Origin of the sequence: Gilliamella sp. W8136, from assembly GCF_016101285.1 — a bacterium.
Lineage (GTDB): Bacteria > Pseudomonadota > Gammaproteobacteria > Enterobacterales > Orbaceae > Gilliamella > Gilliamella apicola_N.
Genome location: NZ_JACFQU010000023.1, coordinates 1 through 17,935, shown reverse-complemented (window position 1 = coordinate 17,935; position 17,935 = coordinate 1). Strand labels below are relative to the sequence as shown.

Annotated in this window: 13 protein-coding genes; 12 read left to right on the top strand and 1 reads right to left on the bottom strand. The window is 35.7% G+C overall.

What is annotated here, in order from left to right:
- Nucleotides 1-7: 7 nt before the first annotated feature.
- The 8 genes from H3T96_RS13665 to H3T96_RS13630 all read left to right on the top strand — a co-directional run bounded on the left by H3T96_RS13665 (nucleotide 8) and on the right by H3T96_RS13630 (nucleotide 12,854).
- Nucleotides 8-1,453: a TrkH family potassium uptake protein gene (locus H3T96_RS13665; RefSeq protein WP_039129292.1), complete on the top strand. Its 1,446-nt coding sequence runs from the start codon at nucleotides 8-10 to the stop codon at nucleotides 1,451-1,453.
- 143 nt (nucleotides 1,454-1,596) lie between these two features.
- Nucleotides 1,597-3,171: a TerC family protein gene (locus tag H3T96_RS13660; protein WP_039128411.1), complete on the top strand. Its 1,575-nt coding sequence runs from the start codon at nucleotides 1,597-1,599 to the stop codon at nucleotides 3,169-3,171.
- A 199-nt stretch (nucleotides 3,172-3,370) separates the two neighbouring features.
- Nucleotides 3,371-4,681 (top strand): NCS2 family permease, encoded by a 1,311-nt coding sequence (locus H3T96_RS13655; protein WP_039128408.1) that lies wholly within the window; start codon nucleotides 3,371-3,373, stop codon nucleotides 4,679-4,681.
- A 327-nt stretch (nucleotides 4,682-5,008) separates the two neighbouring features.
- The gene (gene xylE / locus H3T96_RS13650; protein ID WP_144093353.1) at nucleotides 5,009-6,451 is read left to right on the top strand and encodes a D-xylose transporter XylE; all 1,443 of its coding nucleotides are present in this window, start codon (nucleotides 5,009-5,011) and stop codon (nucleotides 6,449-6,451) included.
- Between the two features lie 39 nt (nucleotides 6,452-6,490).
- Complete coding sequence (gene xylA, locus H3T96_RS13645; protein ID WP_144093355.1) at nucleotides 6,491-7,810, top strand: xylose isomerase; 1,320 nt, start codon at nucleotides 6,491-6,493, stop codon at nucleotides 7,808-7,810.
- Between the two features lie 94 nt (nucleotides 7,811-7,904).
- On the top strand, nucleotides 7,905-9,362 hold the full coding sequence (gene xylB / locus H3T96_RS13640) for a xylulokinase (RefSeq protein WP_144093357.1): 1,458 nt from the start codon (nucleotides 7,905-7,907) through the stop codon (nucleotides 9,360-9,362).
- A gap of 590 nt (nucleotides 9,363-9,952) precedes the next feature.
- The gene (locus H3T96_RS13635; protein ID WP_144093359.1) at nucleotides 9,953-11,602 is read left to right on the top strand and encodes a family 43 glycosylhydrolase; all 1,650 of its coding nucleotides are present in this window, start codon (nucleotides 9,953-9,955) and stop codon (nucleotides 11,600-11,602) included.
- Between the two features lie 16 nt (nucleotides 11,603-11,618).
- Nucleotides 11,619-12,854, top strand: a complete 1,236-nt coding sequence (locus H3T96_RS13630) for an MFS transporter (protein WP_086289348.1) — start codon at nucleotides 11,619-11,621, stop codon at nucleotides 12,852-12,854.
- A gap of 80 nt (nucleotides 12,855-12,934) precedes the next feature.
- Here the strand turns inward: H3T96_RS13630 and H3T96_RS13625 are convergent, their stop codons facing one another.
- Nucleotides 12,935-14,125 carry a DNA-binding transcriptional regulator gene (locus H3T96_RS13625; protein ID WP_232356470.1) on the bottom strand — a complete coding sequence of 397 codons (1,191 nt, stop codon included), beginning with the start codon at nucleotides 14,123-14,125 and terminating at the stop codon, nucleotides 12,935-12,937.
- Between the two features lie 441 nt (nucleotides 14,126-14,566).
- On the opposite strand from H3T96_RS13625, the gene rpsL reads away from it, so the two are divergent.
- The 4 genes from rpsL to H3T96_RS13605 form a co-directional block, all read left to right on the top strand.
- On the top strand, nucleotides 14,567-14,941 hold the full coding sequence (gene rpsL / locus H3T96_RS13620; protein ID WP_025316630.1) for a 30S ribosomal protein S12: 375 nt from the start codon (nucleotides 14,567-14,569) through the stop codon (nucleotides 14,939-14,941).
- 100 nt (nucleotides 14,942-15,041) lie between these two features.
- Entirely contained in the window at nucleotides 15,042-15,512 is a 471-nt protein-coding gene (rpsG, locus tag H3T96_RS13615) for a 30S ribosomal protein S7 (RefSeq protein WP_065737965.1), read from the top strand.
- Between the two features lie 109 nt (nucleotides 15,513-15,621).
- Nucleotides 15,622-17,724: an elongation factor G gene (gene fusA, locus H3T96_RS13610; RefSeq protein ID WP_065737966.1), complete on the top strand. Its 2,103-nt coding sequence runs from the start codon at nucleotides 15,622-15,624 to the stop codon at nucleotides 17,722-17,724.
- Nucleotides 17,725-17,793: 69 nt separating this feature from the next.
- Nucleotides 17,794-17,935, top strand: a 142-nt coding sequence (locus tag H3T96_RS13605) for a GTP-binding protein (protein WP_232356468.1), incomplete at its 3' end; no start/stop codon positions are given.

The window sequence follows — 17,935 nt, the reverse complement described above, 5'->3', positions numbered from 1 at the left end:
CAATATGATGCACTGGCGCTCAATTCTTAGAATTATAGGTCTATTAATAGCACTCTTGTCGATATTTATGTTACTACCGGCACTGATTGCTCTCATCTATCGTGATGGTGCAGGTGCTATATTTGTTCGCTCTTTCTTCGCCGCATTAATATTAGGTTGTTTGCTATGGTTACCCAATCGTCACCAACGCCATGAACTTAGTACTCGAGAAGGTTTCTTTATCGTCGTATTATTTTGGGTTGTACTCGGTACAATTGGAGCATTTCCCTTTATTTTCGACACCCATATCAATTTAAATTTAACCACAGCATTTTTCGAATCGTTTTCCAGCTTAACGACAACAGGTGCAACAACGATTGTACATCTCGATCACCTACCTAAAGCCCTACTTTTTTATCGGCAATTATTACAATGGTTGGGAGGTATGGGTATTATCGTTTTAGCGGTTGCAATCTTACCGTTATTAGGTGTTGGGGGCATGCAGCTTTATCGTGCTGAAATCCCTGGTCCACAAAAAGACAGCAAAATGCGTCCACGTATTGCCGAAACGGCAAAAACACTGTGGTCAATTTATATTTTACTCACAACGCTCTGTGCAATTTGCTTATGGGCTGCCGGAATGAATATTTTTGACGCTGTTTCACACAGTTTTTCAACCATATCGATGGGCGGATTTTCTACTCACGATGATAATCTTGCTTATTTTAACAGCGCGACCATCAACTATATTATCACTATTTTTCTAATTTTATCGGGTTGTAATTTTGCGTTACATTTTGCCTCATTAAACGGATTATCAATTAAGGTATATTGGCGAGACCAAGAGTTTAGAACGTTTATCTTTATTTTGCTTATTTTAATTGTGATTTGTGCATGTGGAGTTTACTTTTATCAGGTAAAACACAAATTAAGTATAGACAAAATAATATTGCAAGTTGTCTCTGTTGCAGCAACAGCAGGATTTACCATTGATGATATCAATACCTGGCCGTCATTACTTCCCCTGTTTTTACTATGTGCATCGTTTATTGGTGGATGTGCTGGTTCAACGGGCGGGGGTTTGAAAGTCGTTCGAGTACTATTACTATTTATGCAAGGTTCACGAGAGCTAAAACGCCTTATTCACCCCAATGCTATCTATACATTGAAACTAAACAATCGTGTCGTACCTGAACGAATTATTGAAGCTGTTTGGGGATTTTTCTCGGCCTATGCCTTAGTCTTTTTAGTCAGCCTATTTATCATTATGGCAACAGGCGTCACAGCTTCTGATTCTTTCTACATTGTGGCATCATCACTCAATAACTTAGGTGTTGGCCTTGGAAGTGTAAGTGATAATTTTGCTAGTGTAAGTGACATGGTTAAATGGGTCATGATAGTTGATATGTTATTTGGTCGGTTAGAAATATTTACTTTACTTGTTTTATTTACACCAACTTTCTGGCGAAGCTGATTTTATACTGAAACGTATAGTTAACCTGAAACTTTTTAACAAAATAAACAATTTTTATAAATATTTTATTGATTATTTGGTCAATTACAGCCAGAATTACACGGCAGCATGTGCTGTGATCATTAGAGGTAATCACCTGACATATGGAATGGATCATGGATCCTACAATCTGGATTGGTTTATCCACTCTGGTTGTACTTGAAATCGTCCTTGGTATTGATAATATTGTTTTTATAGCCATTCTTGCCGAGAAACTTCCACCTCACCAACGAGATAAAGCCCGTATAACCGGACTTGCATTTGCATTAATTACCCGTGTTTTATTATTAATGATAACTGGTTGGTTAGTTACGCTTAATACACCACTATTTTCAAAATTTGGTATTACGTTCAATGCGCGCCAATTAATTATGTTTATTGGAGGACTATTTTTGCTTTTCAAAGCAACGATGGAGCTCAATGAACGCCTTGAAGGCTCTGCCCATGAAGAGGGAAAACCGAAAAAAACCTCACATTTTTGGACAGTGGTGGCTCAAATCGTGGTACTTGATGCAGTATTTTCTTTAGACTCAGTAATTACCGCTGTGGGTATGGTTGAACATATTCCAGTGATGATTATTGCTGTTTGTATTGCCATTGCCATTATGATGGTTGCCAGTGGACCTTTAGCTCATTTTGTTAACTCACATCCAACTATTGTCATTTTATGTTTAAGCTTCTTACTGATGATTGGCTTTAGTTTAGTTGCAGAAGGATTTGGGTTTATTATTCCTAAAGGTTATTTATATGCAGCGATTGGATTCTCAATTATGATTGAATTTTTCAATCAATTGGCTATTTTTAATCGTCGTAAAATATTAAACAAAAAACCATTACGTGAACGTACCGCCGAAGCTGTTTTGCATTTACTTAAAGGTGATGCTGAAGAAGATCCTGAAACTCACACGATTGATGTGGTATCAGATACAAATAAAAAAGTCTCTGTATTTAATCACCAAGAATTAAGCATGGTCGAACGGGTACTTGGACTTGCCCAGCGTTCAGTCAGTAGTGTTATGACATCACGATTAAATGTTGATATGGTTAATATTAATGATGATCGTCAAGTCATACTAAAAGAAATTCTTGATAATCCTCATTCACGTTTAGTTGTCACGGATAATGCCTCAATTGATGAACCGCTAGGTATCATTCAAGTCAACGATCTTTTAAAAGATATGATCCAAAGCAAAAAATCGATTGATATTAATTCATTGATTAAACAGCCTCTTATCTTCCCAGAGACGGTATCTTTATTGGTTGCACTCGAGCAATTTAAAAAGGCTAAAACCCACTTTGCTTTTGTCGTTGATGAATTTGGCTCAATGCAAGGCGTTGTCTCGGTAACAGACATTATTGAAACCATTGCGGGGGATTTTCCAACAGAAGAAGAGGAAATTGATGCTAAACATGATATTCAATGTATAGATGATAATAGTTGGATTGCTAATGGCTATATTCCTGTTGAAGAATTAATTCGTTTTGTCCCTATACCCATTGATGATAAACGTGAATATCATACTCTGGCAGGATTGCTAATGGAAAAAGCTCAACATTTGCTTAATATCGGTGAGACGATACAAATTGGTGATTATCTATTCGAAATTGCCGAGATAGAAAGCCACCGTATTCTTAAAGTCAAAATTACTTTGAACAAACTTGATGCTGTATCTGAGTAGTACTGTGCCGAGTGCACTGCACAAACTAGAATAACGCTTGACCTAAATAAATAACAAGCAATAATTATGCAGTAAAATTTCTTTTTTAAAAGATGTGGAGTAACAGCCCTCATCTTTTTTATTTTTTACTTTTGGTAAAAAATAAATAGCAAAACGTTAAATACGTTCATTCTTGACAACCAAAATTGGGCTTTAATTTATGAATTCAATATTTGAAAAAATATTTCAATTGAAAGAAAAAAAAACAACTGTCGGTACTGAAATTATCGCTGGTTGTACCACTTTTCTTACAATGGTCTATATAATCTTCGTCAATCCTTCCATTTTATCTGCAACGGGTATGGATACTTCAGCTGTATTTGTGTTAACTTGCGTTGTTACAGCCTTTGCCACTATTTTAATGGGTTTATTTGCCAATTTACCCATTGCTTTAGCCCCAGCAATGGGACTTAACGTCTTTTTTGCTTATGGAATATGTGGTGCAATGGGTTACTCATGGCAAATAGGTATGGGAGCGATATTTTGGGGATCGCTCGTATTTTTTTTATTATCATTATTGAAAGTTCGCCATTGGTTAATTGAACACATTCCACAATGTTTACGCGTCGGTATTAGTGCCGGGATTGGCTTATTTATTGCTTTTATGGGCTTTCAAAATATGGGTATTGTCGTTTCTTCGCCGGCAACACTATTAACCATGGGGAATATTTTATCGCTAAAAGTATTACTCGGTTCACTGGGCTTTTTTATTATTATAATTTTAGCTGCGCGTAACTTTCATGCAGCAGTGCTTGTTTCGATTTTTGTTGTAACGCTGCTTGCGCTTTGGTTAGATCCCGATATTAATTATCAAGGTATTGCATCTATCCCACCAAGTGTAACTCCTGTTGTCGGTCACGTTGACCTTGCCGGTTCATTCAACATCGGTATTATGGGTGTAATCTTCTCAGTTATGATTGTCAGCTTATTTGATTCATCTGGAACAATTCTGGCATTAACCGATAAAGCGGGTATTTGTGATGAAAAAGGTCGCTTTCCAAAAATGCGTCAAGCGTTATTAATTGATAGTTTTAGCTCATCTCTTGGTGGCTTATTTGGTACATCATCTGTATTAACCTATATTGAAAGCTCTGCAGGTATCTCTGTTGGTGGTCGTACAGGCTTAACGGCTGTGGTTGTTGGATTATTATTTTTAATGATGACCTTTTTATCACCATTAGCTCACCTTGTACCAAAATATGCTACCTCTGGTGCGCTTATTTTTGTTGGAATTTTAATGGTTTCAAGCTTAGTTAAAGTCAATTGGTCAGATTTAACTGATGCAACACCAGCATTTATCACCGCATTAATGATGCCATTTGCTTTCGCGATTACAGAAGGGGTTGCGCTTGGTTTTATCTCTTATGTCGTATTAAAAACCTGTACAGGTAAATTTAAAGAACTCAACCTTTGCGTTATTACTTTTGCTCTATTATTTGCTTTAAAATTTATCTTTATTGATCATCACTAATTCAATTTTATTTCTACCGTTTTATAACGGTAGAAATAAACCTATCAGTCAGCCCTCTCCAAGCTTGCTACACACAAAATTTATTAACGTGTTTTTCATAATTTAATCTGAATTTATCATTTAAATTAAATTGGAAACGGCAAATTATCAATAACTCACCTATTCAATAAACACTCCTTTAGCTAATTTGATCTGCATCACAAAAACTAAAAAACATAAAAATAGTACAAAATTTAGTAATTGTTGTTGTGCTTAATATTCATGCATATTGATTAAACAGTTTCAGATCTAATTGAAACCTAATTTGATAAACAAGCAGGTATGAATATGAGTACACATTATAATTCTCTATATGTTTTCCGAATTACCTTAGTTGCAACTTTAGGAGGTCTATTATTTGGTTATGATACAGCCGTTATCTCTGGAACAGTTGAATCCATATTTAAAGTTTTTGTTGAACCACAACATTTAAGTGAGACTGCTGCAAATTCCTTATTAGGTTTCTGTGTAGCAAGTGCTTTAATTGGTTGTATTATTGGCGGTTTAATGGGAGGTTATTTAAGTAATCGTTTTGGACGTCGAAATTCATTACTAATTGCCGCATTTTTATTCTTTATTGCTGCAATTGGATCCGCTTGGCCTGAACTAGGATTTCGTACAATAGAATCTCAACAAATACCTTATTATTTAGCTCAATATGTCCCTCACTTTGTGTTTTATCGCATCATCGGTGGTATCGGTGTTGGCTTAGCTTCTATGTTATCACCTATGTACATAGCTGAAGTGGCACCAGCAGAAATCCGGGGTAAGCTAGTATCGTTTAACCAATTTGCTATTATTTTTGGACAACTTTTAGTTTATTGTGTTAACTACGGTATAGCAAGTTCAGGCGATCAAGTTTGGTTAAATATAGTTGGTTGGAGATATATGTTTTTATCTTTAGCCATTCCAGCATTACTATTTTTTGGATTATTATTCACAGTCCCGGAAAGCCCTCGTTGGTTAACCGCACAAAATAAAACAAACAAAGCTCAACACATTCTTTCTAACATTTTAGGAAATCAAAAAGCCGATCAAGCATTAAAAAGCATTATCGATTCCCTATCATCCAACTGTGTTAAAAAAAGTAGCTCATTATTAAAATATGGTATAGGGGTTATTATCATTGGAATTTTATTATCTGCATTTCAACAATTAATGGGAATTAATGTTGTTCTTTATTATGCACCAGAAGTGTTTAAAACATTAGGTGCTAGTACTGATTCAGCATTATTACAAACCATTGTAGTTGGTATTATCAATCTATCTTTTACTACCATTGCTATTTTTACCGTTGATAAATTTGGTCGAAAACCATTACAAATAATTGGTGCCATTGGCATGGCAATAGGCATGATCACATTAGGCACTACATTTTATTTACAGATATCAGCCAGTATTGCTCTTGCTGCAATGTTGTTTTATATCGCTTCTTTTGCTATCTCCTGGGGGCCTGTATGCTGGGTATTATTATCAGAAATATTCCCCAACTCTATCCGAAGTAAAGCTTTATCCATTGCTGTTGCAGCACAGTGGATCACAAATTACCTAGTATCTTGGACTTTTCCAATCATGGATAAAAATACCTATCTTATATCTCATTTTAATAACGGTTTTGCCTATTGGCTATACGGTGTAATTAGCATAATGGCTGCTATTTTTATCTGGAAATGGCTTCCTGAAACAAAAGGAAAATCTTTAGAAGAACTTGAAAAGTTCTGGAATAAATAAATCAAAATCTAATTTAAAAACAATATTAAGGAGAACATTATGAAACATTACTATGACAAAATAGAACGCATTAATTACGAAGGAGCACAAACTGATAATCCTTTCGCCTTTCGGCATTATAATCCAAGTCAAATCATTTTAGGTAAAACCATGGCTGAACACTTACGCTTTTCAATCTGTTACTGGCATACTTTTTGTTGGGCTGGAACGGATATGTTTGGTTCAGGATCGTTTAACTATCCATGGCAATCTAATGATGATCCATTAAGTAACGCAAAAGCTAAAGCTGATGTTGCCTTTGAGTTTTTATATAAAATGAATGTACCTTTTTATGCATTTCATGATGTGGATGTTGCACCTGAAGGCAATTCGATTCAGGAATATATCAATAATTTATCAATAATGACCGATATATTGCTAGAAAAGCAACAGCAAACAGGCGTTAACTTACTCTGGGGTACAGCTAATTGTTTCACCAATCCAAAATATGCAGCTGGTGCGGCGACAAATCCAGACCCAGAAGTTTTTGCTTGTGCAGCAACACAAGTTGTACATGCTATGAATGCAACTCATAAACTAGGTGGACAAAATTATGTACTATGGGGGGGACGAGAAGGATACGAAACATTATTAAATACTGATTTACGTAAAGAGCGAGAACAAGTTGGTAAATTTATGCAACTTGTAGTTGAAAACAAACATAAAATTGGTTTTAACGGCACGCTACTTATTGAACCTAAACCACAAGAGCCGACTAAGCACCAATATGATTATGATGTCGCAACCATTTATGGATTTTTAAAACAATTTGGTTTAGAAAAAGAGATTAAAGTGAACATCGAAGCCAACCATGCGACACTTGCCGGCCATTCATTCCAGCATGAAGTAGCCTCTGCCTTTGCTTTAGATATATTTGGATCACTTGATGCTAACCGTGGCGATCCACAACTAGGCTGGGATACCGATCAATTTCCAAACAGTGTGGAAGAAAATACCCTTGTCATGTATGAAATTCTTAAAAATGGCGGATTTACAACGGGAGGATTGAATTTTGACGCGAAAATTCGCCGTCAAAGTGTTGATAAATATGATGCATTTTATGGACATATTGGTGCAATGGATACCATGGCATTGTCATTAAAATGTGCGGCAAAAATGATTGAAGATAATGCACTGAATCAAAAAGTCACTGACCGTTATGCAGGTTGGAGTAACAACTTAGGTAAAGAGATATTACAAGGCAATATGACGCTACAAGATATTGCTCAATATAGTCTTTCCCACAATTTACAACCAAAACCATACAGTGGAGAACAAGAGAAATTAGAAAATCTCGTTAATAAGTTTATTTTTGGCTAGCAATATTGTTGAATATAATAAAGTCAGAGCTACTATATAGTTACCATTATTCGGTAATAACGATAGCTCTGATGGCAACACAATGGAGAAAACTATGTACATTGGTATTGATTTAGGTACTTCAGGGATCAAAGTAATTTTGATGGATGAACAACAACACATCGTTGCCACTATTACAAAACCACTAACTGTATCACGCCCTCATCCATTATGGTCTGAACAAGATCCTTTACAATGGTGGCATGCAACCGATATGGCTATGCGTGAACTTAGTCAGCAACATAATTTAAAAACTGTAAAAGCCATTGGTCTAAGTGGGCAAATGCATGGTGCTGTACTTTTAGATCAACAAGCACAAATATTAAGACCAGCAATACTTTGGAATGACGGACGTTGTGATGCCGAGTGTCATCAATTAGAACAACAAGTACCGGCGTCAAGACAAATCACAGGAAACTTGATGATGGCGGGCTTCACCGCACCCAAAATCAAATGGGTACAAAATCATGAACCAGAAATATTCGCCAAGATTGACAAAGTACTATTACCCAAAGACTATTTACGTTTTAAAATCACCAATCAATTTGCATCCGATATGGCTGATGCTGCCGGTACAATGTGGTTAGATGTTGAAAAGCGCGATTGGAGTGATTTACTATTAGATGCTTGCGGTTTAACTCGAAAACATATGCCAACTCTGTTTGAGGGCACTCAAGTCACTGGTTATGTTACAGATGAAATTGCCAATGATTGGGGAATTAACACCATTGCGGTGATAGCTGGTGGCGGAGATAATTCAGCTGGCGCAGTGGGGGTCGGTTTGTATCAATCTGGTCAAGCCATGTTATCACTTGGAACCTCAGGTGTTTATTTTGCCGTTACGGATCGTTTTATCAGCAAGCCAGAACAAGCAATCCATAGTTTCTGCCATGCCCTACCTAATCGGTGGCATCTTATGTCGGTTATGTTGAGTTGCGCTTCATGCCTTGATTGGGCCTGCCAATTATTAGAAATTAAAGATGTGGCGACATTATTATCTTCAATTGAAGAACAACAAGCTAACGATAAACCACCGGTGTATTTTTTACCTTATCTATCAGGAGAGAGAACGCCACATAATAATCCTGAAGCAAAAGGCGTATTTTTTGGTCTAACTTATCAACATAACAAGATAGATCTAGCAAAAGCAGTATTATTGGGTGTCAGCTATGCGCTTGCCGATGGTATTGATGTTGTTCATCAAACAGGTATTTCACCCGATAAAATTTTGATTATTGGTGGCGGGGCACGTAGTGGCTATTGGCGACAATTAATCAGTGATATTTCAGGCTACCCTATTGAATATTGTGAGGGAAGCGAAGTTGGACCCGCTTTAGGTGCAGCGAAGCTGGCACAAATTGCATGTAATCCAAATACTCAGTTAGAGGCCTTGTTACCGCCATTACCGATGATTCAAACCCATCAACCTGACATGAAAAAATATGCACAATTCCAACAACAACGTTCAATTTTTAGAAAAATTTATCAACAGTTAAAACCATTAATGTCTTAATATTTAATCAGCAGAAGTTCATATTTATATGATTTTCTGCTGTTAACCAAACATCTTCACCAGTTAAATGATATTCAGTCAAACGTTATTACCACTATTACCAATAATTCAACCCCATCAACCCGACATGAAAAAACATGCATAATTCTAACTACAGCGTTCAATTTTTAGAAAAATCTATCAACAATTAAAACCATTAATGTCTTAATATTTAACCAGCAGAAGTTCATATTTATATGATTTTCTGCCGTTAACCAAACATCTTCACTAGTTAAATGATATTTAGTCAAACGTTATTACCACTATTGCCAATAATTCAAACCCATCAACCCGGCATGAAAAAAACATGCAGAATTCTAACTACAGCGTTCAATTTTTAGAAAAATTGACAAAATATTTAATAAGTTAAAATTAACTCACCACCTATTTATGTTCATAACACTAGGAATGTGATCAATCTCTCATTAACAAAATATCGTAATCTGAAAACCAAATTTGATAATAAAAAAGTTTTAACAGATAAATTATAGTTCAATCACAAATATAAAGATTTTCTCTTATCAATAAAATAATGCAAGGAGTTTTAAAAAATGCCTAAAATAAAAAATCCAATTATACCTGGCATGTCACCTGATCCATCAATTATACGGGTCAATGATACTTACTATATTGCTACATCAACTTTCCATTGGCACCCTTCAATACAAATTTTTCAATCTAATGATTTATCAAATTGGAAACTAGTTGATTATATTTTTAAAAATGGTGAAATTAAACTTTCTGGAACCAATACACCTGCAGGTATTTGGGCTCCACATTTATCTTATGATCCGATCAATAAAAAATATTGGTTAATTTATTCTCATATGGTAAGCATGGCTGGAAGAGAATTTAATGCTGATGCTTATGCAATTCATGCAGATAATATAAAAGGACCTTGGTCAGATCCTATTTATTTTACTTCCATTGGTTTTGACCCTGCATTATTTCACGATGATGATGGCAAACATTATTTAACGATCTTAGAATGGGAAACTCGCCAAGGTTATCAAGCACCTGGGAATATAGTAATAGCAGAAGTAGATTTAAATACAGGTAAAATCATTAGCCCATGGACAAGAGTGACCAATGGATTTACTACTCGAGGATGTTCTGAAGCTCCACAAATTTATAAAAAATTCGACTATTATTATCTAATAATTGCAGCCGGAGGAACTGGTTATGCTCATGGCATTGAAATAGGTCGCTCTAAAAATATTTATGGACCTTATGAACCACATCCGTCAAGAGAACCAATAGTCACGTCATCACCCAATCATTTATTTTCATTAGGTGACCCCGATGCGGGGCATTTTGAAATGTACAATCCAAATTCAATAATGCAAAAAGCCGGTCATGGTTCATTATTTGAGGCACAAGATGGTGAGTGGTACATTGCTCACTTAATGTCTAGACCGCTTAGTGGGACATTGTTAAATCCTTTGGGTCGAGAAACGTCCATACAAAAGATGAGATGGACCAATGATGGCTGGTTAGAAATGGCCGACGGAACAAATTTAGCTAAAATGGAGTTTGATTATTCATTACCTATTGGTAGCGAAGTCAGCCATGATGTTATTGATGATTTTGATAAAGAGTATCAATTAGAATTTATGACACCATATAGAGCGCAAACACCTAATTGGGTAAATACCCATGAACGACCGGGACATTTGCGAATATATGGACAAAATTCACTATTCTCCCAATTTAACCCATCAATTATGGCAACAAGAGCAACATCTTTTAATTATGATATTCAAACTAAAGTAGAGTTTCATCCTGAGCATTATTCACAAACGGCTGGAGTTGGAGTGTATTATGATTCTAATAATTGGATCTACTTACATTTAACTCACAGTGAACAACTAAACGCTACCATCCTTACTATTTTACAAGCAAAACTTGGGACTCGAATTGAATTTGTTAATCATAGAATAGTAATACCTAATGAACAAGTTGAACTCAAATTATCATATCGAGATGGATTTGTTTCACTCTTTTATCGAATTGAGAAAGAGGAGTGGAATAATATCATTAATCAGATAGATGCTACTTATTTGTCTGATGAAGGAGTAAATGGAGAACCTGGAGAAATAGGTGGTTTTACAGGATTATTTAATTTTATCGCCTCAGTTGATACCTACCAACATCAATCCTACGCCGATTTTGATTATTACTACGTGAAAAATAATCAATAATATTAAGGAAGACATCATGAAAATAACAATTCCATTAACTCGACTAGTTCCTGGACTTATTATTGGACCTGCCACTTGGTTAGGTCCCTACATTGCAGCAGCCAGTCTATTTTTACCCGCTTTAATTCAACAACTTGATGAAACAAATAAAATTACATTATTAGCGCTATTTTCAAGTTGTGGTATGGTTGCTGCAACAATATCAAACATGTTGGCAGGTTATGTATCTGATAGGACTTATTCTAGATTTGGCAGTCGCACACCATGGATTATAATTGGAGCAATTGGGTTTATGTTATCAATGATATTAACATCAACCGCCAACAGTATACCCTTTTTATTATTTTGTTGGATATTAGCGCAAACTGCCTTAAATTTTATTGTGGCGCCAATGGTTGCTTGGCTTGATTTTGCGGCAGAGGATAAAAAAGGAACCGCATCAGGTGCTTATGGTGGCCTGGGTATGGCACTGGGTAATAATGGATTTACAATTATTGCTGCAATGTTCTTAGGTAGTTTCCGATTAGGTTTCATTGTATTTGGGATAATCACTTTTATCGGTACATTAATATCAGTCTTTATTGTTCGTGAACCTTCTAATTTGGACAAAAAAAACCAAAATCAGGTAAAACAAGATGATAATAAACAAAAAAGCTCGTTAGCTATATTTCCGAGATGGTCAATTGGTCGTGATTACTACCTAGCATTAATAGGTAAACTTTTTCAAGGAATTGGCAATTTTACAATCACCGGTTATTTGCTATTTATTATGACTGACTTTATGCATACTGACTCATCTGAAACTCAAAACTCAATTCAGTTAATTAATTTGGTTATGCTTATATTTGGCATTTTGATGGGATTCATTGCTGGACCAATCTCCGATAAATTGAAAATTCTCAAAATTCCAGTTGGGTTATCAACAATATTTTTAGGTATTGGCGCGTTAAGTTTAGTTATTGCTCCTAATCATATTGGTATTTTGATTTATGCATTCGCAGCTGGAATTGGTATGGGTGTTTGGAACTCTTTAGATAATTTATTAAATTTAGAAGTTATTCCCGACAAAAATAGGGTTGCATTCTTTCTAGGCGTTTATAATTTAGGTAATACAGCAACTCAAGCTTTAGCACCAATAATTGCAGCTTGTGTAATATCACTATTCGGTTTTGGAGCAATATTTATTACGTCCTTTGTTTTTGCAATGTTGGGAGGAATATCAATACTTTCAATCCGTTCAGTAAAAAGATAAACATCTAGAAGTTAGGAAAATGTGAATAAATATTCTGTTTTCCTTTCATTTTATAAAAAATGATCTTAATAATATGACGCCTATAGATGATTAATGGTTGCAAATTTACTTCTAAAATCTTTAGGAGTCATTGCATAAAACTTTTTAAATAAAAAATAAAAATATTGTACTGATGGATATCCACATTGCTGAGAAATAGCCTGAATAGACAATGATGATTCAATTAATAGATATTTAGCTCGATTAAACTTTTCTTCATGAATCACTGAATGAATGGTTTTACCTAATGACTCTTTAAAACGTATTTCTAAATTAGACCGAGAAATTTGCATATCAGAAATAACTTGCTCAACTTTAATGCCTTTACAGGCATATTTTCGAATATAGTGCATTGCTTGAATAACATACGGATCTTGTATTGAACGATAATCTGTTGAACGCCTCGCAATAATTTTTTTGGGTTCAATCAATAAAGGAGAGGTGGAAACTTTCCCTTTAGTTAAGCGTTTATGCAATAGACTCGCTGCGTTAAAGCCCATCTCTTCTGTGCCTTGTTTTACGGTCGATAAAGAAACCATTGATAAATTATTTATCACTTCTTCATTATCAATACCAATCAAACATAGTTCTTCTGGTATTTTTAAGCCGACCATATCACAAGCTTGTAAAATATGATGCGCTCTAGCATCATTTACCGCGATAATACCGGTATTAACAGGTAATGATAATAACCATTTGGACAATTTATCTAAACTTTCTTGCCAATTATCTAAAGAAGTTATCATTCCTTGATAGATAACGCCTTGATAACCTTTCTGGGTTAAAATTTTTTCAAAGATTTTTTCCCTTACGCCTGCCCAACGACAATATCGAGTTGGTGGTATACTATAAAAAGCAAATTGATGTATTCCTTTATCGCATAAGTGATTAAAAGCACTTTCAATGATGGCATAATTATCAGCCGCCACATAAGGAACTTTAGGATAACTAAAATCATCATGATACGAGCTACCCACACCAATTATCGGAATATCAACCTTGGTAAGCAAATCTTCAATATCAGGATCATCAAAATTAGCAATAATGCCATCACAATCTAAATGGAAAGAAGCTTTTTTATCGTAACGCAGAGTTTCTGATATATAAATATTCCAGTGAATATTATTTAATTTCAAAAAATCGCCAATACCTTTAAGAATTTGTCGATCGTAGATATTATTTGCATTAAATAATAAAACAACTTTGTAAGATTCATTCTTTATATTCATCATTGTTACACGTTAAATATGTTCACAATCAATATATTATTACTGTTTTTTAATGTATAAAAATTTGAGTAAAATCACATAATATTAACTGACATAAAATGAAATCGATCAATTTTATAAAAAATACTCACTCTAATTAGCTTTTTGGCGATCTTCTTAATCACTAAACATGAGTGATATCAAAATAAGCATAAATTACATTAAATAATTTAAACAACAAAAAGAGTAACAAAATAAAATTAAAACATTTTTATTATTTTTACCTAATACTAATAAAATTTAATTGAAACAGGCAAAGAACTTGTGGTAATACTTGACATTATGGCTGTTGGGGTCTAGAATCTTGCGACCCAAAACTTATATACATAATTTTTGGTCTACAGTTATTAATTACGTATCTAAAAAGCAATTTTAAATTTATTTTAATTAATCAGGAGCTTATTAATGGCAACAATTAATCAGCTGGTACGCAAACCGAGAGCACTAAAGGAAGTAAAAAGTAACGTTCCTGCTCTTGAAGCATGCCCGCAAAAACGCGGTGTTTGTACACGTGTTTACACTACTACACCGAAAAAACCAAACTCAGCATTACGTAAAGTATGCCGTGTACGTTTAACCAACGGTTTTGAAGTAACTTCATATATCGGTGGTGAAGGTCACAACTTACAAGAACATAGCGTGATTTTAATCCGCGGTGGTCGTGTTAAAGACTTACCTGGTGTTCGTTATCATACTGTTCGCGGTGCATTAGACTGCGCAGGTGTTAAAGATCGCAAACAAAGCCGTTCTAAATACGGTGTGAAACGACCTAAAGCTTAATGGAACTCCGTTAAGTAAGGCCAAACTAAATAATTCCATTTAACTCACTTGAGTTTTGGGTAAACCTGAAAAATTTATAACATATAAACGGAGTATTCCAATGCCACGTCGTCATGTTGCTGGTCAAAGAAAAATTTTACCTGATCCGAAATTCGGTTCAGATTTGCTGGCGAAATTTGTAAATATTTTAATGATAGATGGAAAAAAATCTATCGCAGAATCAATCGTATATTCAGCTCTTGATAAATTAGCTGAGCGTAGTGGAAAAGACCACTTAGCAGCTTTCGAAGTTGCATTAGATAACGTAAGACCAACTCTAGAAGTTAAGTCTCGTCGCGTTGGTGGTTCTACATACCAAGTTCCTGTTGAAGTGCGCCCTGTTCGTCGTAATGCACTTGCAATGCGTTGGATTGTAGATGCAGCACGTAAACGTGGCGATAAATCAATGGCTTTACGCCTAGCGAATGAACTTATGGATGCTTTTGAAAACAAAGGTACCGCTGTGAAAAAACGCGAAGATGTTCATCGTATGGCTGAAGCTAATAAAGCGTTTGCACACTATCGTTGGTAATTTTAGCCATTCAATTAAATGGCTGAGGATTTGGCTGGTAGTAAATATCGACTGTCAGCCAACCTAAATGATATTTTATTAAGCAAACGATTCTAAGTAGAGGATTAATATGGCTCGTACAACCCCTATAGTACGCTACCGCAATATTGGTATTAGTGCACATATTGACGCAGGTAAAACAACAACAACTGAACGTATTTTGTTTTACACTGGTGTAAGTCACAAAATTGGTGAGGTTCATGATGGCGCAGCTACCATGGACTGGATGGAACAAGAACAAGAACGTGGTATTACTATCACTTCTGCTGCAACAACTGCATTCTGGTCTGGTATGGGTCAACAATTTGAACCACACCGTATCAACATTATCGACACCCCGGGACACGTTGACTTCACAATCGAAGTAGAACGTTCTATGCGTGTTCTTGATGGTGCAGTAATGGTTTACTGTGCGGTTGGTGGTGTTCAACCTCAATCAGAAACAGTATGGCGTCAAGCAAACAAATATAAAGTTCCACGTATCGCTTTCGTAAACAAAATGGACCGTATGGGTGCTAACTTCTTACGTGTTGTTGATCAAATCAAAACTCGTTTAGCAGCAGTACCAGTTCCTTTAGTTTTACCTATCGGTGCAGAAGAAGGCTTTACTGGTGTAGTTGATTTACTTAAACGTAAAGCAATTAACTGGAATGATGCTGATCAAGGCGTAACATTCACTTATGAAGATGTACCTGCTGACATGGTTGAGCAAGTCGAAGAATGGCGTGCTTACTTAATGGAAGCTGCGGCTGAAGCAAGTGAAGAGTTAATGGAAAAATACCTTGGTGGTGAAGAGTTAACTGAAGAAGAAGTTAAAGCTGCATTACGTGAACGCGTACTTGCTAATGAAATCATCTTAGTAACTTGTGGTAGTGCCTTTAAAAATAAAGGTGTTCAATTCATGCTTGATGCAGTTATTGAATATCTACCTGCACCAACTGATGTACCTGCAATTAAAGGTGAATTAGCAAATGGTGAAGCAGCTGAACGTCATTCAAGTGATGATGAACCATTCTCATCATTAGCATTCAAAATTGCAACTGACCCATTTGTTGGTAACTTAACATTCTTCCGTGTTTACTCTGGTGTTGTAAACTCAGGTGATACTGTTCTTAACTCTGTTAAAGATAAAAAAGAACGTTTTGGTCGTATCGTTCAGATGCACGCTAACAAACGTGAAGAAATTAAAGAAGTTCGCGCGGGTGACATTGCTGCAGCAATCGGTCTAAAAGATGTGACTACTGGTGATACTCTTTGTGCTGAAAGCGCACCAATCATTCTTGAAAGAATGGAATTCCCTGAACCAGTAATTTCAGTTGCAGTTGAACCAAAAACCAAAGCTGACCAAGAAAAAATGGGTCTTGCTTTAGGTCGACTAGCACAAGAAGACCCTTCATTCCGTGTTCACACAGATGAAGAATCAGGTCAAACAATCATTTCTGGTATGGGTGAGCTTCACTTAGAAATCATCGTTGACCGTATGAAACGTGAATTCAAAGTTGAAGCGAATGTTGGTAAACCACAAGTTGCTTACCGTGAAACCATTCGTAATGAAGTTGAACAAGAAGGTAAATTTGTTCGTCAATCTGGTGGTCGTGGTCAATATGGTCATGTGTGGTTAAAAATCAAACCATTGGAAGCTGGCGGCGAAGGCTACAAATTCAACAATGAAATTGTTGGTGGTGTGGTTCCTAAAGAATACATCCCTGCAGTTGATAAAGGCTGTCAAGAACAAATGAAAAATGGTGTTCTTGCTGGTTACCCAATTGTTGATGTTGAAGTTACTATCTTTGATGGTTCTTACCATGATGTCGACTCATCAGAAATGGCATTTAAAATTGCCGGTTCAATGGCATTTAAAGAAGGCTTCATGAAAGCTAAACCAGTGCTTTTAGAACCGATTATGAAAGTAGAAGTTGAAACTCCAGAAGATTATATGGGTGACGTAATTGGTGACTTAAACCGTCGTCGTGGTATGATCGAAGGAATGGAAGATACCGCTACTGGTAAAACAGTTAAAGCACAAGTTCCACTTTCAGAAATGTTTGGTTATGCAACAGATCTTCGTTCACAAACACAAGGTCGTGCTTCTTACTCTATGGAGTTCTTGAAGTACAATGAAGCGCCAACCAATATTGCTACAGCAATTATTGAAGCTCGTAAAGCGAAATAATTTTTATATAAATAAAGTAACACTTCCCTTTTATTTAGAAGGGGAGTGATTTAATAAAGGAACATTAAGATGTCTAAAGAAAAATTTGAACGTACAAAACCCCACGTTAACGTTGGTACAATCGGTCACGTTGACCATGGTAAAACAACTTTAACTGCAGCTATTACTTCTGTACTTTCTAAAAAATACGGCGGTCAAGCTCGTGCATTCG

What these genes read in the sequence shown, in the direction of transcription:
- H3T96_RS13665 (WP_039129292.1), top strand. Translation starts at nt 8, where the DNA reads ATGCACTGGCGCTCAATTCTTAGAATTATAGGTCTATTAATAGCACTC.
- H3T96_RS13660 (WP_039128411.1), top strand. Translation starts at nt 1,597, where the DNA reads ATGGAATGGATCATGGATCCTACAATCTGGATTGGTTTATCCACTCTG.
- H3T96_RS13655 (WP_039128408.1), top strand. Translation starts at nt 3,371, where the DNA reads ATGAATTCAATATTTGAAAAAATATTTCAATTGAAAGAAAAAAAAACA.
- xylE (WP_144093353.1), top strand. Translation starts at nt 5,009, where the DNA reads ATGAGTACACATTATAATTCTCTATATGTTTTCCGAATTACCTTAGTT.
- xylA (WP_144093355.1), top strand. Translation starts at nt 6,491, where the DNA reads ATGAAACATTACTATGACAAAATAGAACGCATTAATTACGAAGGAGCA.
- xylB (WP_144093357.1), top strand. Translation starts at nt 7,905, where the DNA reads ATGTACATTGGTATTGATTTAGGTACTTCAGGGATCAAAGTAATTTTG.
- H3T96_RS13635 (WP_144093359.1), top strand. Translation starts at nt 9,953, where the DNA reads ATGCCTAAAATAAAAAATCCAATTATACCTGGCATGTCACCTGATCCA.
- H3T96_RS13630 (WP_086289348.1), top strand. Translation starts at nt 11,619, where the DNA reads ATGAAAATAACAATTCCATTAACTCGACTAGTTCCTGGACTTATTATT.
- H3T96_RS13625 (WP_232356470.1), bottom strand. Translation starts at nt 14,125, where the DNA reads ATGATGAATATAAAGAATGAATCTTACAAAGTTGTTTTATTATTTAAT.
- rpsL (WP_025316630.1), top strand. Translation starts at nt 14,567, where the DNA reads ATGGCAACAATTAATCAGCTGGTACGCAAACCGAGAGCACTAAAGGAA.
- rpsG (WP_065737965.1), top strand. Translation starts at nt 15,042, where the DNA reads ATGCCACGTCGTCATGTTGCTGGTCAAAGAAAAATTTTACCTGATCCG.
- fusA (WP_065737966.1), top strand. Translation starts at nt 15,622, where the DNA reads ATGGCTCGTACAACCCCTATAGTACGCTACCGCAATATTGGTATTAGT.